Here is a 26,623-nt window from a genome sequence, read left to right as displayed (position 1 = left end):
CTCACTAAAATGATTTTAATCATTATTTAATAAATTTAATGTCTACTGTTTCATGTAATTCAGACCAAAAAATTGCAGCTGAACCATTAATTAAATGAAGTTTTACATCATTCACTTTATCTTTAAGTGATTTTTCTTGCTCACCATAATCAGTCCCTTCACGTAAAACAAAGTATTCTATTAGATTGTTTAATGTAGTTGAATCAAGAGATTGCCAAGGAATTATCATAATTATATTTGCTGAGTTAACTTACATTAATTTATTTTAACAAGTTAATTATAAGAAGTGCATACGGAATATTAAATAAAAAAACCACTCAGTTGAGTGGTTTTAATTAGTTTCATTAAATAATGATTAGTTTGCAGTAACTTTAAGTTTGAAGCCTTGAATACCTGCAACATAGCCTGAGCCACCATTTAAGCTACTGTACACTGCATTATGTTTTCCACCAGCAGGGTCACCTAACTTAATCACGCCATAACCTTCTGGGCTAGCATCTGCATCTCCAGCCGGCACACCAACTAAAGTATCAGCTGCTGCAGCAGTTTGAGATCCATTTGCAGCATTATTATTACCATCTAGACTCCATGTAAATGTGTAAGATCCTGATTGGTTCGTATCTCCACCAGTGAAGTTAGGCGTTGTGCTAGTATCAGTTGGGTTAGCTTTCAGCCATACAATAGCCGCTAGTTTATCACCATATTTTGGTGTTACATCAGAAGTAGTATCAACAAGGTTCTTCGTTAAATCTACACTACCTGAACTAGTATATTTGAATATACCTAACACTGTAGCACCAGGATATTCAATAGGACCGTCCGGAAGATCTGGATCTTTATCACCAGGACCGTGTGGATCTGTACCTGGATCTACAGGATCAGAACCATGACCTGGAGTAGTAGTACCATCCCAAATATCACTTACCCATAACCATTCGTTTTCTCTTGGAGCACCATAAGGAGTAATTTCTTCAAGTTTGAAACCGATTTTTGTAGCACCAGCCATAGAAGGAGTAATTTTGAAATAAATATGACCTGCTTGATCAGAGTTATCAGCTGTTGCAGTAACATCTGTAACTTCAGTCCAAGAAGTAGCATTGCCAGTTTTAATCCAAACTTTAAGTGTATCTGCTACTGCATGTTTATCAGATGGATCTATATCTCCATCTAGATCTTTTAAGTCATAAAAGATATGAATGTAATTACCAACTTTAGCTTTTTCAGTACGACCAAGAGAGGTGGCACCTGTTGTATCATTTGAAATACGAAGAGTCAAAGATCTTTCAACTGCGGTGCCACCAGTAGTTACACCTTTTGACCAAATTACTGGTGCATTACCTACTATCGAATTTTGAGTCATTACTGGATCTAATGCATAAGCACTGCTAGCAGCATAACCAGCTAAAAACAAACTTAATGCAACTTTTTTAATTGCTAATTTTTTCATGTTTAACTTCCTATTTTCTCTAATAAATTAACATGTTATATTTATATGAATACACCGTTTTTATTGGTGTTGCCTTTTAAATCATCTTCGATAATTCGAAGATGATTAAAACTTTTTTTAATTAACTGAAACTTGTAATTTAAATCCTTGATCTCCAGCACATGCTACTGGTGATGCTGTTATCTGGTTTAGATCTAAATATGTAGGAGCTCCAGCCACAGCAGGAATACTTGTACCTGTTGTTGCATAACTAGTCATATTCGTTCTAATAGTGTAAGGTGCATTTGGTCCCATACTTACATTAAACCAAGGGCCATTAGGACTATCAACATAACTTGGTAATGTTGTCATTGCACTTCCAGGACACGCTGGGCTATTTGAACTAACAAGTGACCAGATAACAAATGGGTTGGTAATTTCTACAGCTTCAGTATCATCGACATAAGCTTTTACGGTATATTCAGTACCTACATACCATCCAGTAATACCTGGTTCAAAATCAAGTACGTTTCCATTTTGTCTAGCAACTAAAGTTCCATCACTACGATATACTTTAATATAGCCCGCTCTACCACCACCAAAATTAACCGTAGCTTTGTTGAAAGACTGACCATAACCATCTAATTTGATAGAAAAATCAACTGCTCCATCAAAGTTTGACGCAACGTCGATGGTATAAGTATCACCAATAGCTGTTGTGCCTGCTGCGGTAGAAGCATTTGCTGAAATGTTCTCACCCATTTTGACTTTTTCAAAAGATTTAACAATGACACAACGTTCTGATGTAGGGCAACTTCTTACCGTACCAGAAGTACCATCAATCAAAGAGACTTTTGAACCATTACTGGTTGCTGTCCATAAATCAACTACTGAGGATTTGAATGTATTGCCTACCTTAGACATCAATGATTGGTCACTAAAACCATCATAACCATCCCCAAAGCTTCCACTTCCAGTAGGTGTTCCAGGGGTAACCAAACTTGCTAATAGCGTTACTGAAGTCGTACCATCAGCTATATTTTGCACAGAAGTTGCTGGATTTCTTGAGCTATCAATCGCCCAAATACCTATTTTACGAATACTTAAATTAGGAAGAACTTCAAACGAAACTGAATTAGATGTTGCTGATTTTCCTTTGCTATCAGTAACCGTTACTGCTAGGTTATAAACACCATTTGTACTAATTGGCAATCTGTTCCCATTTCGGTCTACATAACTAGGTGCAACAATCTTCCAATTATTAACATCAGCAGGAGGTGTTAACCATGAAGAGCTAGTACACACTCCCACAGCAGAACACAAGAAACCACCACCATTATCAATATCTCGCATATTGCCTGACCAAACTAAACTTGATATACCTTTGGCGTTATGAACACCTATAACTAGATCATGAGTAGTACCTTCAAGTAATTGAAGAGAGTCTAACCCTAAATCAACAGTCATTTTCTTTTCTTTATATTCAAGAACGATATAGTTATTACGATCAACTAAATCATATCGACTGCCTTTTAAAGAACGTGCCGCTTGAACCATATCCGGATCTAGCTGATCTTTTAACGGTGTACCAATACGATAATTCATGGTTAATTCAGCAGATGTGATTTTTTTACTATCCTGTCCGCGCTTATGTTGAGCTTTAACGGTAAATAAAGGAACTGGGGTATAATCCAATCCGACTGTGATCGCTCTTGGATCTTTTTGTAAATTATCCTTACCAAATAAAGCAACCTTATCACCATAGTATTGTTCATACATAAGCGATCCGCCTAAATGAGGATATTGAGGTAAATAGCCCTGAAAGCGAATATCAAAACCTCTAGCAGCTCGTTCTAAATAGTCATCAAAGTCTCTTGATTCTTTCCAATCAGATAAAGGATGATAATAGTTAGCTGCAAACTTCATATAATCAGTCCAAGCTTCAGCACCTAGACCTAAACGATTGTGTGAACGTTGGAAATCATGGTCAAGAAAGGCGTTATATCCTAATAACCATGTATTATCAGCAACATCCCAACGTTGACCAATACCAAAGTTACCGATATGACGATTATGTTCATATTCTTGGAATGATAACTGACTAAAAATCAATGTGCTGTCCGTATCAATCAATGGGCTAAATAATTTAACATTAATATTATTGAATTCACCCTTATCGCTTAAATCGAACTGTAATTGAGCAGTACCAAAACGCCCTAAAAAATTTTGAGCAGCGCTACGAAGAGGATCTACAACTTGTGAATGAATACCATTGCGAACATAGTTTTCAGCATAATCTTTACCTTTGTTTTTCAAATGGCCAGAGATACCGCCATTATCTGCTGAAGTAATATTTTTCCAATCTTGAGTTGCAAGTGTTTGCAAGGTGGTAGCTACTTGGCTTGATAGTGCATCTTTGTCTTTTTTGACATCGTAATTGTCATCAGAGCCTAGCGAAGGTAAATTTGAGTATTTATCTTTTTTATTATTATTATTTATTGCAGGTAATAAAGGAGAATTTTCAGGTAAAACTAGTCGTTCATCGACTTCAACCATATCTTTTTTATCGAAACGACCTGCATTCATAGCTCGTAATTCAGAAATTGAAATATTGCTTAATAATGCAATCTGATACAAACTACGTTTTTGATTATTAATCATTTCTCGAGCTTTAGTACCATTCTTTAATTCAATGATTTTATTGCTATCAACCTCATTCGATGATAGCTGAGTATCAATAGCATAAGCATAATTCCAACTTAACGTAGCTATTACAAATGCTGAGATAACTCTTAATCTAAGATTCTTTCTCACCGTAGTCATTCCTTATATTTCACCAACTTTACAATGGCATCATATTTATTTACGTCGCCAGGCAGTTATTAAAGTTGTTATTATTTAATATTTTGTTTTTAATATGCGATTTTAATACTAAATATTATTTGCCTAAAAACCTAATACTTCTTTACAAAACAGCTATATTCAGGAGGATTTTATTACATAAATGTAATTTATAAAACTATTTTGTAACTTTTTTTGACATCTTTTTGTAAAGACGTTTTTTTGATATATTAATCAACAGTTTAATTTATTGTATTTTTGTTTAAAACTTACGATTTTTATTAATTAATCAACTTTATATTACTTTTTAGTAATAGAAATTAAGCAACAATATGTAAATTGTAAAGTAAAAAGGTTAATTTATGGGATGCAAATAAGCTTGAACTATTCACTTCAAGCTTATTTATGACTTTAGGTTGTATTTTAGAAAATTAAATGGCTAGTATTGACCTTCATTATAAATTTCAAGATTTTCAGATTCTGGTGTGATTGATTTATTTTCAGCTCTGTGATGCTCTAGCGTATCAAAATAATTATCATCAATTCCTTCAGTAACATATTTTCCATCAAAAACAGAACATTCTAGATGATGAATATTAGGATTTTGCTCTTTAATACAATCAATTAAATCAGAAAGATCTTGAAATATTAATTTATCTGCTCCAATTTCTTTGGCAATTTGACCAACAGAACGGTTATAAGCTATAAGTTCACTAGCAACTGGCATATCAATACCATAAACATTAGGATGTCTAATTTCAGGCGCTGCCGAAGCGAGATAAACTTTTTTAGCACCAACTGAACGCACCATCTCAAGTATTTTTTCTGATGTCGTTCCTCGAACAATGGAATCATCAACTAGAAGAACATTCTTACCTTCAAATTCAATACGATTAGCATTTAGTTTTCTTCTTACTGAAAGTTTTCGTTCCGCTTGACCTGGCATGATAAAAGTACGGCCAACATAACGATTTTTAACAAATCCTTGTCGATAGGGTTTATTCAGAATTCTGGCAATTTCAAGCGCGGCATCACATGATGTTTCAGGAATAGGAATTACTACATCAATATCAATGTCTTTCCATTCTCTCGCTATTTTTTTACCTAGTCTCTGCCCCATTAATATACGGGATTGATATACTGAAACACCATTCATCAATGAGTCTGGGCGGGCAAAATAAACATATTCAAAAATACATGGATAATATTGAGGATTATTTGCACATTGTTTTGAATAAAGTTGTCCATCTTGAGTAATATAGATAGCTTCACCTGGTTCAACATCACGCATAAATTCAAAATCGAGAATATCTAAAGCAACACTTTCCGATGCAACCATATATTCTGTCTTTTGATTATCAAGCACTTTTTTACCTATCACCAAAGGACGAATACCATATGGGTCACGAAATGCGACTAATCCATGTCCAATAATCATTGCAACACATGCATAAGCACCTTTAATGATTTGATGTACCCGATTGATAGCGGTGAAAATATTTTCTGCAGTTAATGGATAGGTAGGGAATTTATCAAGTTCGCTAGCAAAAATATTAAGTAATACTTCTGAATCAGAACTTGTATTAATGTGGCGTCTTGCTAATTCAAATACTTTATTTCTTAATTGGTCAGTATTAGTTAAATTACCATTGTGTGCAAGTGCAATACCATAAGGTGAATTGACATAAAATGGTTGCGCTTCTGAAGGACTTGAGCTGCCCGCAGTGGGATAGCGAATATGCCCTATTCCTAAATTACCTTGTAAACGCAACATATGATGTTCTTGAAATACATCTTTAACTAAACCATTTGCTTTACGTAAGCGAAAACGATTTTGCTCGTCGATAGTTACAATCCCCGCAGCATCTTGTCCTCGATGCTGCAAAACAGTTAAAGCGTCATAAATAGATTGATTAACTGTACTGCATCCTACAATACCAACAACACCACACATACAATGATTACCTCAAAGTTATTGAACTAAAAATGAAGACGACTGCTGTATAAAATCAAAAAACCAACGAATAATAAAATGAAAATGCGGAATTAGCTGCGATTGCGCCCATTCAGGAGATTGGGATAACGGAGTGAAAGTATCGACAAAAAAGAGCACTGCCGCAACAACTAAAATACCCCTTAATACACCAAAACAAATACCTAATACGCGATCCGTACCTGATAGTCCTGTTTTTTGAACCAATTGCCCAATAATATAAGAAACAATGGCACACACAATTAGTGTAGCAATAAATAAAATAGCGATAGCTATAGCAATACGAATTACATCACTATCAAAATAAGTTAAGTAACTAGTAATATGCATGTAAAAACGACTTGCTATAAAAAAAGCCAGAACCCAACTTATTAGGGATAACGCTTCTTTAACAAAACCTCTAATAATACTAATTAGTGCAGATAAAATAATCACACCAATAATCGTATAATCAACCCAATTCATCATAATAACTCACAATTTTATATTAATATTTTTATTTAATGTTTGTACTCATTAAAGAGTAAAATAATTTTTAATTTGTAACAATAACACCTTTTAATTTTGTTAAATTGTTTAGGTTACTAAGCAACTGCTCTGCTTGCTCTTTTTTTGCATAAGGACCGACCTGTAATTTTATTAATTGATTAGGTCCTGGATTACTCGGAATGATTCTAACGTCATAATTGTTTAGCCTTAATAATGCCACTAATTCCTCAATTTTTTTCTTATTTTTCAATGCGCCAAGTTGAATCATGTAGGGCTTATCTGTTTGTTCAGGAATAGATGAAGCGTCACTATTATCATTATCAGGTGATGCTAAAGAGCTAGTATATTGATCAGAATCAGGTGTATAAGATTGTTCAAATCCTGAACCACCATTAATAGTTGACTCATTTTGTGATGTAATCACTTGATTTTGTTCATTTACTACTTCTGGTTGTAAAATAGGAATTGTAGGCGTATGTAAATTAGATTTATCTGTAATGATATTAGGTGCAATTATAGCAATAATTAGCAATAATGTAGCAAAACCAACTAGTTGATTCCTAATTTTATTTGAAGTAGTTTTCTCTTGATTAGTATCCATGATTACATTTGCCTAATTTATCTAAAACGGCAGATACAGTATAAAATGAACCACAGACGACAATAATATCATCTTCTTTTGAATCTTGCATGGCCTTTTGATATGCATTATCAACTGATTCAAACGTAGTTATATTTTCTACTTTATTATCTTGCAAATACTGCTTTAATACCTCAGCATTACATCCACGCTCACCGTAAAGTGAAGCACAATACCATTGATCAGCATTTAATAAAGATAGAGTGCTTTTAATATCTTTATCTTTCAACATACCAATGACAAACCTAATCTTACCAATAGTAGGTTGTTTCTTTACCAATAACTTAATTTGGTTAGCTAAATAGTTAGCAGCATGAGGATTATGTGCAACATCAACAATTACAATTGGTGATGTCTGTATTATTTGAAATCTTCCAACTAAATTTGTTTTTTCAAGACCCTCGATTATTTGATTCTGGTCAATTGAAAGCGAAGAATAAGTTAGTGCTGCTATTGCAGTAGCAGCATTAGCTAAAGGCACATTGGGAATAGGCAATTGATCATACTGTTTTAACGGTGAAATGAATTGCCATAATGAATCATCAATTTGTTGATATGACCAATCTTTATTAACTACATAAATAGGACAATTCACAGTTTTAGAAACATCTATAATAGATGATGGTATCTCTGGCTCACCAACTATAGCAATACTATTGGGTTTAAAAATACCTGCTTTTTCTCGACCAATACTTTCTCGAGTATTGCCTAAATATTCTACATGGTCGATACCGATTGTAGTAATAATTGCCATATCAGCATCGATAATATTGGTGGCATCAAGTCTTCCACCTAAGCCTACTTCTAGAATAACTACATCCAATTGAGCCTGTTTAAATTGATATAATGCAGCTAACGTTGCATATTCAAAATAAGTTAAGGAAATATTTCCTCTCACTTTTTCAATTTCAACAAAGGCATCAACTGTGTCTTGTTCTTTTGACTCTTGATTATTTATTCTAACCCTTTCAGTAAAACGCACTAAATGAGGAGAGCTGTAAACTCCAACACGCTTATTTGCAGCAAGTAATATCATCTCAAGCGTGCGGCAAGTCGTTCCTTTGCCATTAGTCCCAGCCACCGTAAAAATATAAGGGGCTGGCTGCAAAAGATCTAGATGCTCTGCGACTGTTCTAACACGCTCAAGCCCTAAATCAATGGTTGTTGGATGTAATTGTTCCAAATAAGAAAGCCATGTTTCAAGATTAGACATGGCATCAGGAATTTCAGTTCGCATGATTAATTAAATAGTCTCATCATCAACAATAGAATCAAAAGGAACTGGGAGTTGCATTAATTTAGCTAACAGGCCTGCAATTTTAGGGCGCATATCACGACGATCAATAATCATATCAATCGCACCTTTTTCTAATAAGAACTCGCTACGTTGGAATCCTTCTGGCAGTGTTTCACGCACTGTTTGTTGAATTACTCGAGGCCCCGCAAAACCAATTAACGCTTTAGGTTCAGCAATATTAATATCACCTAGCATCGCTAGACTAGCAGATACACCACCCATTGTTGGATCGGTCATTACAGAAATATAGGGTAAACCTTCATCTTGCATTTTTGCTAAGATAGCACTAGTTTTTGCCATTTGCATTAATGAAAATAATGCTTCTTGCATTCGGGCTCCACCGCTAGTAGAAAAACAGATTAATGGGCACTTATCTTCAATTGCCTGTTCTGCAGCTCGAGTAAATAAAGCACCAACCACAGACGACATCGAACCACCAATGAAAGCAAATTCAAAGCAGGCAACAACAACTGGAATGCCCAGTAATGAGCCTTTCATTACTACCATGGCCTCTTTTTCATGCGTTTCTTTTTGAGCAGTTGCTAAACGATCTTTATATTTTTTTGTATCTTTAAACTTTAAAATATCTTTGGGAGCAAGTTCTGAACCAATCTCTATATCAGAACCTTCGTCTAAAAAACGATATAAACGAACACGGGCAGGAATATGCATGTGATGATCACATTTTGGGCAAACCTCTAAATTACGATCAAGTTCAGCTTGATAGATAACCTGCTCACAATTACTACATTTGGTCCAAACACCACCTGGAATATTTGCCTTTTTATGATCTGACGATATATTATTTTTACTCAGAATTTTTTCAATCCAGCTCATTATGATTCTCTCATTTGGTACTCTTTTCAGTTAACGACACATTGTATAATACTTTGCAATAATTCTTAATAGTTGTTTTTATTTTTATCGCAATTAGAAGGAAAATCGATAAATTTATCGACAATTTTATAAAAATATTATTATTTCATACTTCAAAAAATTTGATTTAAAACAAAACTCAGCAAGCTTGATTGATATTTAAATTTAACATTTTTCAATAAAAGTATATTTAGTATGACCTTAAAAAATTATTGGTATATAATTAACTCAGAATCGTTTTCCATTTTTTAGAAATAAGGGGTTATAGATGGACAAGGAAAAATCAGCCGCACCATCATTTCAAGATGTACTAGAATATATTCGTTTATCACGTCGTTTAAATAAATTAAAACGTGAAATTTCAGATAACGAGAAAAAAATTCGTGATAACCAAAAACGTGTGCTATTACTTGAAAATTTAAGTGATTACATTAAACCTGATATGACTTATGAAGAACTTCAAGCTATTATTGCTAATATGAAGAGTGATTATGATGATCGTGTTGATGATTATATAATCAAAAATGCTGAAATATCTAAAGAAAGACGTGAAATCAGCAAAAAAATGCGAAGTTACCGTTCTAATTAATGTTTTTTGAATAACAACGCCCTTTTTCTCAATAGGGCGTTATTATTTTTAATCAATTAACCGCCAGCAAATTTAACTTTAAAACCTTTATCTTCTAATAATGATTTTAATAGTTCACGTTTGTCGCCTTGAATTTCAATTTTTCCGTCTTTAACTGAACCTCCACAACCACAACGCTTTTTCAGCTCAGCAGCTAATTGCATCAACTGAGAATCCTCTAAATCGAATCCCTCAATAACACAAACTCCTTTACCTTTACGCCCTGATGTCTGGCGTGAAATACGGATAAAACCATCGCCTTTAATACGAGGTTTAGCAGCCTGCTTTGGCGTAATTCGACCATGTTCAGTTGAATAAACAATAGCGTTATCAGACATAATTATTAACTCTTTGATAAATCTAGTGTTGTTAAAATAGTATGTAATGCTTTGGTTGGGTCTTCCGCTTGAGTAATAGGACGCCCAATCACTAAATAATCTGAACCAGCAGCTTGTGCGCGTTGGGGTGTCATAATACGGCGCTGATCATCAGGTGTTGATCCTGCTGGACGAATTCCTGGAGTAACTAATTTAAAATCACTTCCTAGTCTAGTTCTAAAACTTTGTACTTCTTTAGCAGAACATACAACTCCATCGAGTCCGCAATTCTTTGCCAGTAATGCCAGCTTTGTTGCTTGCTCTAATGGTGAAACGTTAATACCTATTTCTTTAAGATCAGAAGACTCCATACTCGTTAATACAGTCACTGCGATTAACATTGGTGCATCCTTACCGTATGAATAAAGCGCATCTTTTGCAGCTTCCATCATACGAGCACCACCACTAGCGTGAACATTTGTCATCCAAACACCTAAATCGGCGGCTGCAGCTACTGCTTTAGCAACAGTATTAGGAATATCATGGAATTTAAGATCCAAAAAGATATCAAATCCTTTTTGTTTTATTTGCCTAATAAAGTCAGGACCTGCATGAGTAAATAATTCTTTGCCTATTTTAAGACGACAATCTTTTGGATCAACTTGGTCTATAAAGTTCCATGCTGACTTAGTATCTGAAAAATCAACAGCAACAATGATTGGAGATGACATAACTTATTTGTTCCTTTTTAATTATATATTCTATCTTTTCTTCTTAATAAACTCATTAAAACCAGTATAGAAAATTTTAGCACTTTCTTTGTAGCCTTGTAAGGTTTGATGTACTAAATCTGGTCGAGTCAGTCCACGTTTTTGCCAAACTTTAACTGAACCAGCTCCCCCCATAGCTGCTTGCCAATTCCAATATAGTGTCCTTTCAGATTTAGCTACTTGCTTTTGAATACTCATAATTGCTGAAAATGATTTAGGGATCTTATTTTCATTTACCATTGTATCTGGTGGTGTCATCAATAAAATGGCTGCATTAGGTAATGCTCTACGAATTTGGCGAATATTATTCACTAAGTTTTTGCGGTAATCATTAACATCTAAAGTTTCATCAAAACTTTCATTTGTTCCGTATTCAAGAATAACTAAATCACTTTTTGAAGCAGATAATTCTTTCAACCAACTTGAACCCCATTTTTGCCATATGCTCTGTTTAGCGCCATTAGTTGCAATTGAAGATACAATAACCCCTGATTTTTTTGAGCGATTTAACCAAATTCCTCCAATTTCAACATCGCGGTTTCCTTTAATCGTAAAAGGGTTTTTAGTCACAAATGACACCGTTTGCCAAACACTACTTTTGGGTAAATAACTTATATTTATTTTTTTACCATCAGCATCATAAATGCTCAATAAATTAGGGGTATTCTTCAATGCTCTGAAGGTTAATTTTACTTGCCAATTTTTGTTATCTAAACTTTTTGGTATTATTTGTATAGTGGCTGAATCGTTAGTCGCTTTTGCAATAAATCCACCCATTGGAAAATCTACGTCACTTACTGTACGGCTACTTGTTACACGCCATTCTTTTACTTTCCAACCAACTGCTGTATGGTTTTGACCTTTAATGGCAACAGGTGTAACCCAACCAATTCCGGCATCACCGTATTTTTGTTGCATTAATGTTCGAAATTCACCAGTAAAAAAATCTGCTGCTGAATGCGAATCTCCAAATTGTGTAATATTAACGACTTGGTTACCATTTCTATTTCTAGCTAAGGAATTTAAACGTTGAGCAAATTTCTTTGCATTTGGGTCACCAAAGTCAACAACAGTCGATTGTGCATCAGTTTTACTTTCTGCTACACTGCATCCTACTGAAACAGTGATAGTCACTATAGTAATAATATACTTTAAAAGTTTAATCACTATCGTCATCCTCTAATTGTTTAAAAATGATTTTATCCATAATTGCTTTAGCTAAAATTTTTTGGCCTATAGGTGTAAAATGGATTCCATCATCAACTCTAACTTTTATTTTATCTTTATTAGATTCAATAAAACTATTAAATGTATCATAAGTACAACCTAATAATTGATTAGTTGTTAAAAAGTGTTGTTGTCTCTTTTCTACTTCAGACTGATACAGCGTATTTAAATAAACCATCCCTAAATTTAGTTGCGGTTTGCGCATACAAGGAGCAGCCAGCCAAAGAACTTGAACATTATGTTCACTAGCACTATTTAAAATTGTGGCGACTCGTAAACGGTATTGTTCTTCCCACAACTCTGATTTAAATTTAACGTATTTAGCATAACCTGTTACAGGAAAGTCCCAAGGATCATTAGGTCCTAAAAAAACAACAAGTAACTTGATAGAAGGATCGGCACTTAAATTATCATTGATTGTTTTTGGCCAATTGAAAGCCTTTGGATAAGCGAGTCCAGTACTTTGTTTACTTAGATTCACACTTTCTATTTTATATTGTTTAAATAACATTTTTTTAACATATGGTGCAACGCCTTGCATCAAAGAGTCGCCAACAAACAATACTTTGTCATTTTGAGTTAATACAATCGGTAAAGGCTCATGAATTAATGGAATATTTTCAATTTTAGGTGCATCATCTTTAGCTTCGGTATCTATCTGTTCAGTTACTGGCGTTCCATCAAACCTAGTTTTGCTTAATTTAGTATTTTCTTGCTTAATTGATATTGGTTGAACATGAATTTTTTGCCTTTTTTTATCTTTTTTAATATTAACCATTTCGGATGGTGAAATAACTAATACATTTGTTACTGGTTGTTTTAAATATGACTCTTCATCAATGGAGCTAATGACATTATTTTGATCAATAACTACATCTTTCGAATATTCTTCTACTCGACCATCAGAATCGTCTAGATCCGTTTTTTGGGTCATACTTCCTGAATTAAAGAGATCATGATGATACGTTTGTTGCCAATAAATTAATACCGATTTGTGATAAATTGCTATTAATGCTATTGCGGTAATCAATAGCATAATAAAAACATATTTAGGTGAAAGTGATTCTTTTTGAGTTATTGCAGCTTCTGATGCTTTAGTTTTAGCATTATGCTTTCTTGATTGCTCATGTAAGCCATTTTCGAAAAAATCAATTTGTTGCCTATTTTTTTGAGGCCTATTTCTTCGTCTATTTTTTGATAATGTTTTTTTATATTTCATTTTTATTGTTCATCATAATCAAAAATTAGCATAAATAAAATTTGGCACTCCAGATGGTGCAAAATAGATAGTTAGCCATAATATAAATATAAAAATGATAGGCAAATAAATCCTATTTATTTTGCTAAGTTGTAAAGCGCACCAATCAGGAATATTTTTAAATAATGGGTATAACAAAAATATGACACATATACTTAGAAATACCTCAATATAATGTGACTCAATTAAAAAGTTATGACCTAGAGCCGTCAAATAATCTAATGCGTCAGGTAAGCTTGCACAATAAAAAAATAACCAAGTAAAACAGATATAATGCCAAGTAATTAATCTAGCAATAATTGGGGAACGTTGAGTAATCCAGCTTCTTCCCATATAACAATCTAATATATTAAGAACAATAATCCCCAAACCATGACATCCACCCCAAATAACAAAATTAATCCCAGCTCCATGCCATAAACCTGACAATAACATAGCTGACATAACATTAATTTGAGTGCGAATAAAACCACGACGATTACCACCAAGAGGGATATAAATATAATCGCGAATCCAATGAGATAAACTAATATGCCAACGTTCCCAAAATTCGCGGACATTACAGGCTAAATAAGGAAAGTTGAAGTTGATAGGAAGTCGAAAACCTAATAATAAAGCAATACCTGTAACAAGGTCGGTATAACCAGAAAAATTCAGGTAAATTTGTATAGCATAACCGTATAAGCCTACCAATAAATCAAGAGTACTGTATTCTAATGGATTTGAAAAAATCGGAGTTATCCAGTTTTCGCTAATTAATCCACCTAAACAATAAACTTTTATCACGGACAGAATAATTAACGTAAATGCCCGAAAGGGTTCTAAAATCTCTCTAGGTTGACTCACCACAATTTGAGGAATAAATGTTTTTGCTCGATTAATTGGACCCGCAATTATACAAGGAAAAAAGGATAAAAATAAGGCAAAATCCCAGAATTTAGCAACAGGTAATTCTTTCTTTTTTATCGAAACTAAATAGTTTACCGAGTGGAACGTATAAAAGGAGATGCCTATTGGAATAAAAATGGTTATTGCTGGCAATAATATAGATAAATTTAGATAGTTAAGCAATGACTGTAATTCATATCGAAAAAAATCAAAATATTTGAACAATGTTAAATTGATTATTGCGGCACTTAATCCTAAAACCAGCCATCTTTTTGCGTGTTTTTTAGACGTTGCAATCATTATTGAAAAGAAATATATCACGCAAGTGTAGCTAAAAAGGATAACAGCAAATTGAACACTATAACTAGCAACAATAAGGTAACTTGAAATCAAAAGTAAATTATTTTGGAATTTTGGTAATAATCTAAAAGCCCAATATATAGCAAAGAGAACTACAAAAATTAGACCAAACTCAATTGATAAATAACTCACTGCAATCCTTTCATATGTAAATCTACTATTGACCTAAAATTTTATTATTCTATAAAGTCTATTTCTGATACCCAATTAATTGTGATTGAGCAAGAACATTATAGACAATCAACTCCCTATTTAACCCATTTATCGATAACAAGTTTTTTGCCTTTAACCACAGTTGATAAAGCGAAATAATTTCATCATTACTTTTTGTGGCAAGTAGCCTAACTAACGGAACCTGATCACGATTCACAATATATCGACCAACTTTTTGTTTAGCTTTTAACGCATCACCTAGCAATGCACAAAACCAAGTGATACGCTCTAAAAATTCCTCATGATTAAATGTCTTTGCTAATTGCCAAAAATTGTTTTGTGGCAAGACATTTAACAAGTTTTCACAAAATAATTTTCTTTGTTGCCAATTTTCGGGTTGCAACAGAAGAGCTGCATTTAGTGGCGCATTTTCACTCAATAACAGAGCAGTGGCAAGCTCATTATCACTGTATAAATCATTGTGTATCTTTTTTAACCAATTAATAGATTCTTCTATTTTTGGTATTTTTAAAAAATAACAAAAACAACGGCTATGAATTGTAGGTAAAAATTGACTATTATGGTTATCACTTAAAATAAAATAGGTATTTTCTGGAGGTTCTTCTAACGTTTTAAGCAATGCATTTGCAGCGGCTTCTGTCATAAAAGCAGCATGTCTAATCCAGATGACCTTATTACCGCCCTGTTGGGATTTTTCATAGAGTTTTGTAGAAATATTCCGTATTTGATCAATACCAATCGATTGTTTTCCCTGTTCATTTGTTATTTGGTAATAATCAGGATGATGTTGAGATAAAAATAACTGACAACTATGACATTTACCGCATGGTTCCAACTGTTTTGAAGATTGACAGAGTAATCGATTAGCTATTAAGTTGATTAGTTCTTCTTCGCCACTACCTTGAATATAATTGATTAACAAAGCATGATGAGCACGATGATTAACAATCGTTTCTGCTAACTGTTCAAAAGGTAATTTAAGCCATGGATATTCGTTGAAAATCATAAAATCGAAACCTAATTTGTTAACCATGAATTTAATGTTGTTTCAATTTGAGCTGTCACTTCTGTAATTGATTTTGATGCATCAATAGTAATGATAGTGTTATCATTTTCAGCTAACTCTAAATAACGCTGACGAATTCGCTCAAAAAAAGGTAGTGATTGTTGTTCAATACGATCAAGTTGCCCTCGAGATCTGGCCCTCATCAATCCAAGTTCTGGTGAAATATCTAAATACAACGTTAAGTCTGGTTTAAAATTACCTAAAACCTGAGAGTGTAGTGTTTCGATAAAAACTCTGTCTAACTCTCGTCCGCCACCTTGATAAGCTTGAGTAGATAAATCATGTCGATCACCAATGACCCATTTCCCCATTTTCAGTGCAGGCTTAATCACGTTATCAACTAATTGAATACGTGCAGCATATAACATAAGTAATTCAGCTTTATCAGTTAATGGCTCATTATCTAAACCATTTTTAATAATATTACGCAATGCTTCAGCAATCGGGGTACCACCCGGTTCACGAGTAAATTGCAGATCGCAAATATGATGTTGATTCAAAACACGCGCAACAGTATTTATGGCTGTCGTTTTACCGGCGCCTTCCAAACCTTCGATGACAATAAATTTGCCTGTCATACTTATTTCCTAAACTAATTAAGCTGATGAACGAGTAAACATTGCGCTATTGTACGCTATTTTTACCAATTATTTTAGTTCGTATCGTAAATACCTTGTTAATACTTATCAAATATGAGTACTTTTTAATATACCGACATAGTAGAACTATCCTGTTTAATTATTAGCGATTCGTTTATAAGATCGAAACAAATCAAAATAAAAATAGTTTGATGTTGTTCATTAATAGGAAAATCATTGTGTATATGAACTTTGTATTTATTGCCTTCTAGAAAAGAGATATCGATTGATATTTTTCACTCACTTATCATTTGTTTAATAAACAATTCATAGTAGTATTAATGAGTATTTAAAAACTGTGTTGCGAAAGAAAATTAATCTGGAATGCCAAAGAATGAAAAAAATACTCCTACTATTAGTCACATTTATGTCAATAGTAACATTAACCAGTTGTAACAAAACACCTTTAGAAAAGGTTTTAAAAGATGTAAAAAACAATCATCCTAAAACCATAACCTTATCTGATTATACTAATTTTAAATGGGATGAAGTTTGGTTAATCAGTGGCAGTATTGGTGGAAGGTATATCATATTAATGCGAGAAAAAAATATTGATGTCAAAAAAATAAAAATACCTGGATTGAAATATGGAATTGCTCAAGAATTCTCAAATACAGTTGTATATGTATATAATAACAAAGTGGTTTATTACGAATTTCCTCCAGATGCTAGGGATTATGTGGGTTTAGCTTCAGAAGGAGCATTAGCTCTTTTAGATTTTAAACTAGAAAGAGGGCAGATTATAGTTGTTTCCAGTAATAATTCTGTATGTGAAGTAAAAGATGGAGATTTAGTTCCCATTAAGCCTATTAAGATCTACGAAAACATGGATGAAAAATTGAAACCGATAATTAATTAACACACAAAGTGTTAGATTATTATTATGAACATGGTTTATGGGAAGCAAAAAAAACAGAAAGTGGAAAATGGCAAGTATTCCAAACCAAGTTACCGAATGAACAATACAACGCACTCAAACAAGCTATTAACCTAATATCGTTATGGATACTATAAAAATACTTTCGATTTTGTTTTAAGAGAAAAATTAAAAGTAAGTGAGGCCAATATAGCTGGTCTAAAACCATACCTAAAGCAAAAGAATATTAAGAAATTAAAAATGAGAAGAGTAATAATACTATTAGTAATAACATTCATATCAATAGTAACATTAACCAGTTGCAACAAAACACCCTTAGAAAAAGTAGCCGAATATATAGAACAAAATCACCCTAAAATTATAAAACTCTCTGATTATACTAATTTTAAATGGGATGAAGTTTGGATAATAAGCGGTAGCATCGGAGGAAAGTATATCCTATTAATGCGTGAACAAAATATTGATGTTAAGAAAGTAGAAACTTCTCCAAATTCTAGATATGGCATAGATAAAGATTATTTTAAAACTATAGTATACATATATAATAAAAAAGTAGTTTATTACGAATTTCCTCCGGATGGTAGGGGAAATTCCTTATTTGACGATATAGAAGCAATCTGGACGCGTGCTGATTTTGATTTAGAAAGAGGACAGATTATAGTTGTTTCAAGTAATAATTCTGTATGTGAAGTAAAACACAGAACATTAGTACCCATTAAGCCGATTAAGATCTATGAAAACATGGATAAAAAACTGAAATAAACCGATAATGAATTATCAGACAAAGTGTTAGATTATTATCATGAACATGGCTTATGAGAAGCGAAAAAAACAGAAAGTAGAAAATGGCAAGTATTCCAAACCAAGTTACCGAATGAACTATACAACGCACTCAAACAAGCTGTTAACCTAATGAATCGTTATGGATACTATGAAAATACTTTCGATTTCTTTTAAGCAATTTAGAGGTTAAACAAGAAGACATAGTCTGGTTTAAGACCATACTTAAAGCAAAAGAGCATTAAATAATGAAAAAAATCATACTATTGTTACTTATGTGTTTATTTCTAACCAGTTGCAACAAAACACCTTTAGAAAAAATTGACAATTTTTTGGATAATGCTAATTCATCAGATACATTAGTATTATATAATTTCACAAATTTTAACTGGGATTATTTCATAATTATTACAGCAAGAGATATAAAAAAAACGGACTCTATATTAAATCAAAAAGGAATTTCAACGAATAATATTCAAAATATAAAAGTATTAAGAGAAACTGAATCTTGGACTGAAGTAATATATTTTATTTATAAAAATGATGTTATTTATGTAGATGTTTTTCCAGATAATAACAAGTTCTATTTTGATAATATAAAAAATGGAAAAACTATCTTTAAAATAGATTATCTATGGCCTAGAGAAAAAAGTATTTTTAAGATAAATAAAGATTCTTTGCAAGGGAATTCTTATAAATTAACACCTATAATTAAATAGATAATGAATTATTAATTTATCAATAAGTTACTTCTTTTGTTATTTTTCATATTATCAGGATGTCAGGAAGGCGAACCTCTTGATTCTAGAATTTGGGGTTCATCAAATATTGATAATAGAAAATATGATATGTCAATTTGGATGATAAAAAATAATGAGTAAGGAATGCCAAATGATTAAAAAAATCATACTATTATTATTTATGTGTTTATTTCTAACCAATTGCAACAAAACACCTTTAGAAAAGGTTTTAAAAGATGTAAAAAACAGTCATCCTAAAACCATAACCTTATCTGATTATACTAATTTTAAATGGGATGAAGTTTGGTTAATCAGTGGCAGTATTAGTGGAATGTACATTACGTTAATGCGAGAACAAAATATTGATGTCAAAAAAGTGGAAATGGCTGATGATAATCCTGACTTTGGAAGAACTCAAGAATTCTCTAATACAGTTGTATATGTATATAATAACAAAGTAGTTTATTACGAATTTCCTCCAGATGCCAGGGATTATGTGGGCTTAGCTTCAGAAGGAGCATTAGCTCTTTTAGATTTTAAACTAGATAGAGGGCAGATTATAGTTGTTTCCAGTAATAATTCTGAGTTTGAAGTAAAAGGCAAAACATTAATCCCCATTAAGCCAATTAAGATCTATGAAAATATGGATAAAAAACTGAAATAAACTGCTAACAAATTGTTTTAAACAATTTAGAGGTTAAACAAGAAGACATAGTCTGTTTTATGGCCATACCTAAAGCAAAAAAATATTAAGAAATTAGAAATGAATAAAATAATAATACTATTAGTGATAACATTCATATCAATAGTAACATTAACCAGTTGCAACAGTGAAAGACCTTTAGAAAAAGCATTAAAAGATATAGAAGAAAATCACCCTCAAACCATAACCTTATCTGATTATACTAATTTTAAATGGGATGAAGCATGGTTAATCTATGGCAATATTAGCGGACGTTATATTACATTAATGCGGGAACAAAATATTAATGTTAAGAAAGTAGAATTTTCTGATAAAAATCCTGATTTTGGAAAATATCAAGAGCATTCTGATGCTGTAGTGTATGTATATAATAAAAAAGTAGTTTATTACGAATTCCCTCCGGATAACAGGGACAGGGAATTTTCTCCTTTAGGTTTTGTAGAGCCATTTCCACTTTTAGAGTTTAACTTAGAAAGAGGTCAGATAATAGTTGTTTCCAGTAATAATTCTGAGTTTGAAGTAAAAGGCAAAACATTAATCCCTATTAAGCCAATTAAGATCTATGAAAACATGGATAAAAAATTGAAATGATCCCTAATGCATTAACAATTCTAGATATTCTGAAAATTTCAAATGCCATGATTTTTATATTTACTTATTGAAATATTATCCCCAATTAAAAAATATAAAAATCTATCGTACACAATTTAGTTTTTATGATATCTAGTGTTTAATCATACTAATTATCTGCTTAAAGGTAATTTGTTAATCTCGCAACAATGCGATATAGATTTCTTTTATACTTAATATGAATTAAGCCCAACGCACTTTCTGCCTAGTGTTGATAAGTAAAAAACCGATATCATTCGTGACTTTAATTTGACGATATTAATCACTTAGTGTTTATAATACTGAAATGAACATTGATCGCTTAAAAGATTAATAACGTGATAATACTACCTCCATTGAGAATGTTATGATTAAAAAAAATAATGAAAATTATCAATCCAATACTAAGTTAATTAATACTAACAATCAGCCTGAACATATTAATTTATCAAAAAAACAGGCGCGATTTTTTTCAATTGTTAATAAATTAACCCCTTTTTCCATGATTTGGGTAAGTATAATATTGATGTATGGGGTTATTTGTATGTACACAAACGCAATGGGGCAAGACGAGTTTTATCGTTTTATCTTTTTCTTGCAAAAGCCTTTAGTTGTTGTCATCAATTCTATTGCTTTATTACTTGCTTTATTTCATTCAATTAATTGGTTTAGATTAATACCGAAAGTTATTTTTAAGCAAGATTCGCATAAAAAGGGTAAAGTATATTTACTTATTATTGGCTTTTGGTGTGTAACACTTTTACTTTCATATTACTTACTATTATTGATTATTAAATAAGTGGTGTTTGATTAATGAAAAAACAAGAAAATCAACCAATACGCTCTGATTCAACAGTGGCAAAAGGACTATTTGCTTTAGGTGGACTTTGGGCAGCTATTTTTGCTCCCGTGGTATTGGGTATCATTGCATTTATTATCCCTTTTGGTGATGCAATAACGCGTTCATCAATTCTTAAATTAGCCAATACTGAATTAGGCAAACTATTTTTATGCTTAATGATTTCGCTACCAATTTGGTGTGGATTACAACAGATTCTAACTTTGCTGCATCATTTCAACATACATCCAAAACGAGAAAAGCTACTAACTTTCTGTTTAGCATTCGCATGGACTGCTCATGCAATTTATATTTTATTTGTCAGAGTCTAAAGCTACTTTGATATTAATTTATTGGCGCTATCGATTACTTTTGATAACGCCATTTAAATTTGATTAATAATAGGTAATTTGTCGAACAATATTAGTCTGTTTGTTTTTTCTATTTTGTTTAGACTGACTTGCACTAAGCCAATCATTTTTTTCATTAAAAGTTAAGAAATCGGTTATATAATTTGTTGTATCTTTACCCACCATTGAATAAGCTGAATGAATGGCGATTAATCGGTTAATTTCATCAAATTGGTAAGAAAAATTACTTTCATTTTGGGTTTTATTGCTATATTGCGCTGACACTTTTGCTAATTGATGATTTTGGTAAGTAAATGAATATACCGAAGCACCTTTTTGAACAGTTCCAACTACATCTCCATTAGCATTCAACTCTTTTAGCTGCCATTGAACATTTTTATTAACTAAACAATTGTTATTATCAAACTGATAATTGTCATTCTCAATAAATGTAAAATCAGGAGCCTTCTTTATTTGTTCCGACGCAATAATACGCCCTTTTTCATCTGTTTTGAATTGAATCGTACTGTTAGTTTTATCTTCAATATCTTGAATAACATTTTGCCAACCAAATTCTGTTTTTTGTAGATGCTCAGAATAAAGTTTTTCATTTTTATCAGAATAAAGGTCGTAATGACTTTCAGTAATTAAGCCATTGGAATCATAATTTAAACTATGTTTCGCAATTGAACGGATCGCACCTGTATCTGATGTGATTGTTGAAGTTCTAACTTCTTGTTTTATACCTTTAGCTTTAGAATCAATAAAATCTAATATTTTGAAGATATAATTATTTGCCTCAACTTTATTTTGCTCAACATCATCAGAACACGTTAATGCCATGACATTTATTGAGACAAATGATAAACATGAAGCAGTTAAAAATCGGAATACTCGTTTTTGCATAATTAACCTGTTTAATCTTTTTTACTAAATTAAATTTTTAATTATGGCCTATACCTAAGCCGTATAAATTTATTTTTTGCGCATTAACAATGCATCTTCCCAATTGACCTTTTTTTCTTCTTCACCATAATGCTTTTCAACCTTTTCTATATTTTCTTCTGTTTCAGCTTTCTGCGTTTTTTCCAGAATATCAGCATGAATTAGGGTTTTAGTTGCTTTTCTAGGAGGTTTATCTAAAAATGAAAGCAAATCTTTTGTATAGTCAGTTTCAGGCGTATAGAAGATTTGTTCACGAGAGCCTTGTTCAATAATTTTTCCCTCTTTCATCACAACAATTTGGTGGCAGAAAGAATAAACTAAGGCAAGATCATGACTAATAAATAGATAACTAAGGTGGTGTTTTTCTTGCAATGATTTAAGCAAATTAATTATTTGCTTTTGAATAGTATGATCTAATGAAGAAGTTGGCTCATCTAAAATCAATAATTCTGGTTGTAAGATTAAAGCTCTAGCAATGGCAATTCGTTGTCGTTGTCCGCCAGAAAATTCATTAGGGTAACGAAAACGCATTTCAGGCTCTAATCCAACTTCTTGCATAATATCAATCACGGCTTGTTCACGTTCTGTTTTACTCAATTTCTTATGAGTAATTAAGCCTTCACTAATAATTTGTTCAACGTTTAAGCGCGGATTAAGTGAAGAGTATGGGTCTTGAAATACCACTTGGATTCGGCTGCGAAATGGTAATAATTTTTTAGCGGATAAATTCTGTATAGGATGGCTATCGAATAAAATATCACCTTGTGATTGAATTAAACGCAAAATAGCTAGTGCAGTAGTACTTTTACCTGATCCTGACTCGCCAACTATACCCACAGTTTCACCTTGGTGCACCGTGAAGCCAATATTATCAACAATTTTCTTCTTTTTACTACTAAATAATCGTTTTTGCGCGATAACTTCAACATTCAGATGATTAACACTGAGCAATATACCCGGTGTATCAGGTAAAGGAACGGGTTCACCACTAGGTTGTGAATTTAATAATGTTTGGGTATATTCTTGTTGAGGGCGCAAAAAGATGCGTTGTTTATTATTGAATTCAACAATTTGCCCATTTTGCATTACTGCCACTTTATCTGCCAGTTTTTTTACAATCCCCAAATTATGTGAAATAAATAGCATACTCATATTAAGTTCTTTTTTAAGTTCTTTGAGTAAATCAATAATTTGTGCTTGAACTGAAACATCTAAGGCTGTAGTTGGTTCATCGGCTATTAATAATTTAGGATGCGTTAAAATTGCCATTGCAATCATGACCCGTTGTCTTTCTCCGCCAGACAATTGATGAGGATAAGCAGAAAGTTTAGTTTTAGGCTCTTTGATTCCAACACGATCTAAATATTGTAAAATCTCCCCCCGAGCAACATTACGTCGCATACCACGATGTAATGATAGTACTTCGTAAAGTTGTTTTTCCACTGTATGTAATGGATTAAGTGATACCATTGGTTCTTGGAATATCATACTTATTTCATTACCACGAATTTTGCGTAACTCTTTTTCAGGCGCATGTAATAACGATTTATCCTCAAAAATAATATCGCCAGATGGATAGATCACCTGCTCTTTGGGTAACAATTTTAAGATCGATAGTGCAGTCACACTTTTACCAGAACCAGATTCACCAACTAATGCAACCGTTTCTTGTTCGCCGATATCAAAGCTAATATTTTCGACAATTTGACTTTGCAAGTCTTGACCAGTTTTAAACGCAATACTTAAATCAACAATCGATAATAAAGGAGAACTCATTTATATACTCCTTTGTTTGGATCAAATGCATCTCTAATTCCTTCACCAATAAAAATTAAAAGTGACAATAATATAGAAATAACTAAAAAAGAACTAATACCGAGCCAAGGTGCTTGTAAATTGTTTTTACCTTGTAGAAGTAATCGACCTAAGGATGGTGAATCAATGGGCAAACCAAAACCTAAAAAATCCAATGCAGTTAAAGTTGAAATTGAACCACAAAGAATAAATGGTAAATATGTTAATGTCGCAACCATCGCATTGGGCAACATATGTCGAAACATAATTTTACTATCACTCACTCCCATTGCTTTGGCAGCTCGAATATAATCAAAGTTACGAGTACGTAAAAACTCGGCTCGCACAATACCAACTAAAGCCATCCATCCAAATAATACTGTAATAGCTAATAACCACCAAAAATTGAGTGGTAAGATACTTGCAAGTAGAATAATTACAAATAATTCTGGTAATCCGCTCCAAATTTCAATGAATCGTTGTCCCAATAGGTCGACTTTTCCGCCATAATAACCTTGGATTGCACCGATTAGTACACCAATAATGGAAGTGAAGAAAGTTAAGAATACCGCAAAAAACATCGATATTCTAAATCCGTATAAAATATTGGCTAATACATCAAATCCAGCATCAGTTGTGCCTAGCAAATGCGTTTTAGATGGTGGTGTTGGAAATGTGCTAGCTGTATCATGAATTACAGTATTATAGGTATATCGGAATGGAGGCCAAAATATCCAACCATCTGATTCAATCTTATTTTGTACTGCGGGATCTAAATAATTAGTTTGCGTTTGAAACTGCCCACCAAACTCTGTTTCCGGATAAAAATGAAATATTGGCGAGTAATAGTTATTTTGATACTTTATGAAAATGGGGCGATCATTAAATATAAAATCAGAAAATAGACTTATTATAAATAATATTGAAAATAGCCATAACGAATAATACCCACGTCGATTGCGTTTAAATCGTTGCCAACGTAGCTGATTAATTGAATAGTGCATAGTCATCAGTTGCGAGCCTCAAAGTCAATACGTGGATCAATTAACATATAAGTTAAATCTGATAAAAGTTTAGTGAGTAGGCCAATTAATGTAAATATATATAATGAGCCAAAAATAACAGGATAATCTCGTTGAATAATTGCCTCATACCCTAATAAACCTAATCCTTTAAGTGAAAATATCGCTTCAATAAGTACTGAGCTAGTAAATAAAATTCCGACAAATGAGGTTGGAAAACCCGATACGATAAGTAAGGTTGCATTGCGGAAAACATGTTTATACATAATTTGCCTTTCACTCAAACCTTTAGCTCTGGCAGTCACAACATATTGTTTGCGAATTTCATCTAAGAATGAGTTCTTAGTTAGCATAGTTAATGTTGCAAAACCACTAACCACCATAGCAATAGTTGGTAAGCAAATATGCCAACAATAATCTTTGACTTTGCCCCAAAAATCTAATTGTTCAAAATTATTTGAGATTAATCCTCGAAGCGGGAAAATATCCCAATAACTTCCCCCAGCAAAAAGGACTATTAGCAACACGGCTAATAAAAAAGCGGGTATTGCATAACCAATAATGATTAAAGTACTTGTCCAAAAATCAAATATTGAACCATCTTTAACTGCTTTACGAATCCCTAATGGAATTGAGATTAAATAAATGATTAATGTACTCCATAACCCCAATGAAATAGAAACAGGTAAACTTTTTGCAATTAAACTTAGCACTGATTCACTTTTGAAAAAGCTGTTACCAAAATCAAACTGAATAAATTGTTTCAATGTATTAATGTAGCGTTCCCAGATCGGTTTATCAAAACCATATTGCTTTTCAATCATTGCCACAACTTCAGGATCAAGACCTCGCCCGCCCTGATAATTTGATTGTTTTTTTTCTTCTTTTAATATTGTTGGGCTAGTTTCACTGCCTGGTAACAAGGTTTGTCCTGCTTCTGGTCCATTTTCAATCATAGACAATGCTTGATCAACAGGACCGCCGGGTGCAATTTGTACAATAAAAAAGTTGATCGTCAAAATGATTAGCAATGTTGGAATAATTAGCAATAATCGACGGATAAAATAATTCAGCATA

27 protein-coding genes are annotated in these 26,623 nt (G+C 32.6%); 8 read left to right on the top strand and 19 right to left on the bottom strand.

Annotated elements, in window-relative coordinates; genetic code table 11:
- Positions 1-22: 22 nt before the first annotated feature.
- From J3U00_RS09835 to accD, 8 genes are all read right to left on the bottom strand, one after another.
- Positions 23-229, bottom strand: a complete 207-nt coding sequence (locus J3U00_RS09835) for a YheU family protein (protein WP_267332290.1) — start codon at positions 227-229, stop codon at positions 23-25.
- 126 nt (positions 230-355) lie between these two features.
- Complete coding sequence (locus tag J3U00_RS09830; RefSeq protein WP_267332289.1) at positions 356-1,447, bottom strand: hypothetical protein; 1,092 nt, start codon at positions 1,445-1,447, stop codon at positions 356-358.
- Positions 1,448-1,564: 117 nt separating this feature from the next.
- Positions 1,565-4,240, bottom strand: coding sequence for an inverse autotransporter beta domain-containing protein (locus J3U00_RS09825; RefSeq protein ID WP_267332288.1), 2,676 nt, complete (start codon positions 4,238-4,240; stop codon positions 1,565-1,567).
- 466 nt (positions 4,241-4,706) lie between these two features.
- Complete coding sequence (purF, locus tag J3U00_RS09820; RefSeq protein WP_267332287.1) at positions 4,707-6,221, bottom strand: amidophosphoribosyltransferase; 1,515 nt, start codon at positions 6,219-6,221, stop codon at positions 4,707-4,709.
- Between the two features lie 18 nt (positions 6,222-6,239).
- Complete coding sequence (locus tag J3U00_RS09815) at positions 6,240-6,725, bottom strand: CvpA family protein (RefSeq protein WP_416379913.1); 486 nt, start codon at positions 6,723-6,725, stop codon at positions 6,240-6,242.
- A 70-nt stretch (positions 6,726-6,795) separates the two neighbouring features.
- Complete coding sequence (locus tag J3U00_RS09810) at positions 6,796-7,350, bottom strand: SPOR domain-containing protein (RefSeq protein ID WP_267332285.1); 555 nt, start codon at positions 7,348-7,350, stop codon at positions 6,796-6,798.
- Entirely contained in the window at positions 7,340-8,629 is a 1,290-nt protein-coding gene (folC, locus tag J3U00_RS09805) for a bifunctional tetrahydrofolate synthase/dihydrofolate synthase (protein WP_416379914.1), read from the bottom strand. The genes J3U00_RS09810 and folC overlap by 11 nt, the downstream gene beginning before the upstream one ends.
- A gap of 3 nt (positions 8,630-8,632) precedes the next feature.
- Positions 8,633-9,523, bottom strand: a complete 891-nt coding sequence (gene accD, locus J3U00_RS09800; protein ID WP_267332283.1) for an acetyl-CoA carboxylase, carboxyltransferase subunit beta — start codon at positions 9,521-9,523, stop codon at positions 8,633-8,635.
- A gap of 307 nt (positions 9,524-9,830) precedes the next feature.
- Between accD and tmaR the strand changes: the two genes are divergently transcribed.
- Positions 9,831-10,151, top strand: coding sequence for a PTS system regulator TmaR (gene tmaR / locus J3U00_RS09795; RefSeq protein WP_065562399.1), 321 nt, complete (start codon positions 9,831-9,833; stop codon positions 10,149-10,151).
- Between the two features lie 56 nt (positions 10,152-10,207).
- Here tmaR and yciH read toward each other — a convergent pair whose 3' ends face one another.
- Genes yciH through tmk form a run of 7 tightly spaced genes read right to left on the bottom strand, consistent with a single transcriptional unit; the run spans position 10,208 to position 16,828 of the window.
- Complete coding sequence (gene yciH, locus J3U00_RS09790) at positions 10,208-10,528, bottom strand: stress response translation initiation inhibitor YciH (RefSeq protein WP_065562400.1); 321 nt, start codon at positions 10,526-10,528, stop codon at positions 10,208-10,210.
- A gap of 5 nt (positions 10,529-10,533) precedes the next feature.
- Positions 10,534-11,238 carry an orotidine-5'-phosphate decarboxylase gene (gene pyrF / locus J3U00_RS09785; protein WP_267332282.1) on the bottom strand — a complete coding sequence of 235 codons (705 nt, stop codon included), beginning with the start codon at positions 11,236-11,238 and terminating at the stop codon, positions 10,534-10,536.
- Positions 11,239-11,268: 30 nt separating this feature from the next.
- The gene (locus tag J3U00_RS09780; protein ID WP_267332281.1) at positions 11,269-12,444 is read right to left on the bottom strand and encodes a GDSL-type esterase/lipase family protein; all 1,176 of its coding nucleotides are present in this window, start codon (positions 12,442-12,444) and stop codon (positions 11,269-11,271) included.
- Positions 12,437-13,723 carry a DUF459 domain-containing protein gene (locus J3U00_RS09775; protein WP_267332280.1) on the bottom strand — a complete coding sequence of 429 codons (1,287 nt, stop codon included), beginning with the start codon at positions 13,721-13,723 and terminating at the stop codon, positions 12,437-12,439. The genes J3U00_RS09780 and J3U00_RS09775 overlap by 8 nt, the downstream gene beginning before the upstream one ends.
- Positions 13,724-13,741: 18 nt before the next feature.
- Positions 13,742-15,142, bottom strand: a complete 1,401-nt coding sequence (locus tag J3U00_RS09770) for an MBOAT family O-acyltransferase (protein WP_267332279.1) — start codon at positions 15,140-15,142, stop codon at positions 13,742-13,744.
- 58 nt (positions 15,143-15,200) lie between these two features.
- The gene (gene holB, locus J3U00_RS09765) at positions 15,201-16,190 is read right to left on the bottom strand and encodes a DNA polymerase III subunit delta' (RefSeq protein ID WP_267332278.1); all 990 of its coding nucleotides are present in this window, start codon (positions 16,188-16,190) and stop codon (positions 15,201-15,203) included.
- A gap of 11 nt (positions 16,191-16,201) precedes the next feature.
- Complete coding sequence (tmk, locus tag J3U00_RS09760) at positions 16,202-16,828, bottom strand: dTMP kinase (protein ID WP_065562405.1); 627 nt, start codon at positions 16,826-16,828, stop codon at positions 16,202-16,204.
- Between the two features lie 427 nt (positions 16,829-17,255).
- On the opposite strand from tmk, the gene J3U00_RS09755 reads away from it, so the two are divergent.
- The 7 genes from J3U00_RS09755 (at position 17,256) to frdD (ending at position 21,767) form a co-directional block, all read left to right on the top strand.
- The gene (locus tag J3U00_RS09755; RefSeq protein WP_267332277.1) at positions 17,256-17,747 is read left to right on the top strand and encodes a hypothetical protein; all 492 of its coding nucleotides are present in this window, start codon (positions 17,256-17,258) and stop codon (positions 17,745-17,747) included.
- 258 nt (positions 17,748-18,005) lie between these two features.
- On the top strand, positions 18,006-18,527 hold the full coding sequence (locus J3U00_RS09750; RefSeq protein ID WP_267332276.1) for a hypothetical protein: 522 nt from the start codon (positions 18,006-18,008) through the stop codon (positions 18,525-18,527).
- A gap of 266 nt (positions 18,528-18,793) precedes the next feature.
- Positions 18,794-19,264, top strand: coding sequence for a hypothetical protein (locus tag J3U00_RS09745; protein WP_065562407.1), 471 nt, complete (start codon positions 18,794-18,796; stop codon positions 19,262-19,264).
- A 172-nt stretch (positions 19,265-19,436) separates the two neighbouring features.
- Positions 19,437-19,949, top strand: a complete 513-nt coding sequence (locus J3U00_RS09740; RefSeq protein WP_065562408.1) for a hypothetical protein — start codon at positions 19,437-19,439, stop codon at positions 19,947-19,949.
- Between the two features lie 99 nt (positions 19,950-20,048).
- Complete coding sequence (locus J3U00_RS09735; protein ID WP_065562409.1) at positions 20,049-20,579, top strand: hypothetical protein; 531 nt, start codon at positions 20,049-20,051, stop codon at positions 20,577-20,579.
- Positions 20,580-20,964: 385 nt separating this feature from the next.
- Positions 20,965-21,396: a hypothetical protein gene (locus J3U00_RS09730; RefSeq protein WP_065562410.1), complete on the top strand. Its 432-nt coding sequence runs from the start codon at positions 20,965-20,967 to the stop codon at positions 21,394-21,396.
- A 14-nt stretch (positions 21,397-21,410) separates the two neighbouring features.
- Positions 21,411-21,767 (top strand): fumarate reductase subunit FrdD, encoded by a 357-nt coding sequence (gene frdD / locus J3U00_RS09725; protein WP_065562411.1) that lies wholly within the window; start codon positions 21,411-21,413, stop codon positions 21,765-21,767.
- 63 nt (positions 21,768-21,830) lie between these two features.
- On the opposite strand, the gene J3U00_RS09720 is transcribed toward frdD, so the two are convergent.
- The 4 genes from J3U00_RS09720 to J3U00_RS09705 form a co-directional block, all read right to left on the bottom strand.
- Positions 21,831-22,691 (bottom strand): hypothetical protein, encoded by an 861-nt coding sequence (locus tag J3U00_RS09720; RefSeq protein WP_267330011.1) that lies wholly within the window; start codon positions 22,689-22,691, stop codon positions 21,831-21,833.
- A gap of 69 nt (positions 22,692-22,760) precedes the next feature.
- Positions 22,761-24,506, bottom strand: a complete 1,746-nt coding sequence (gene yejF / locus J3U00_RS09715) for a microcin C ABC transporter ATP-binding protein YejF (RefSeq protein ID WP_267332275.1) — start codon at positions 24,504-24,506, stop codon at positions 22,761-22,763.
- Positions 24,503-25,534, bottom strand: a complete 1,032-nt coding sequence (locus J3U00_RS09710; RefSeq protein WP_267330009.1) for a microcin C ABC transporter permease — start codon at positions 25,532-25,534, stop codon at positions 24,503-24,505. Before J3U00_RS09710 ends, yejF begins: the two co-directional genes overlap by 4 nt.
- Positions 25,534-26,622, bottom strand: a complete 1,089-nt coding sequence (locus J3U00_RS09705; RefSeq protein WP_324169899.1) for a microcin C ABC transporter permease YejB — start codon at positions 26,620-26,622, stop codon at positions 25,534-25,536. The genes J3U00_RS09710 and J3U00_RS09705 overlap by 1 nt, the downstream gene beginning before the upstream one ends.
- Between the last annotated feature and the right edge of the window lies 1 nt (position 26,623).

Origin of the sequence: Gilliamella sp. B3127, assembly GCF_026536935.1 — a bacterium.
Lineage (GTDB): Bacteria > Pseudomonadota > Gammaproteobacteria > Enterobacterales > Orbaceae > Gilliamella > Gilliamella apicola_E.
This window is presented reverse-complemented; position numbering and strand designations above follow the sequence as displayed.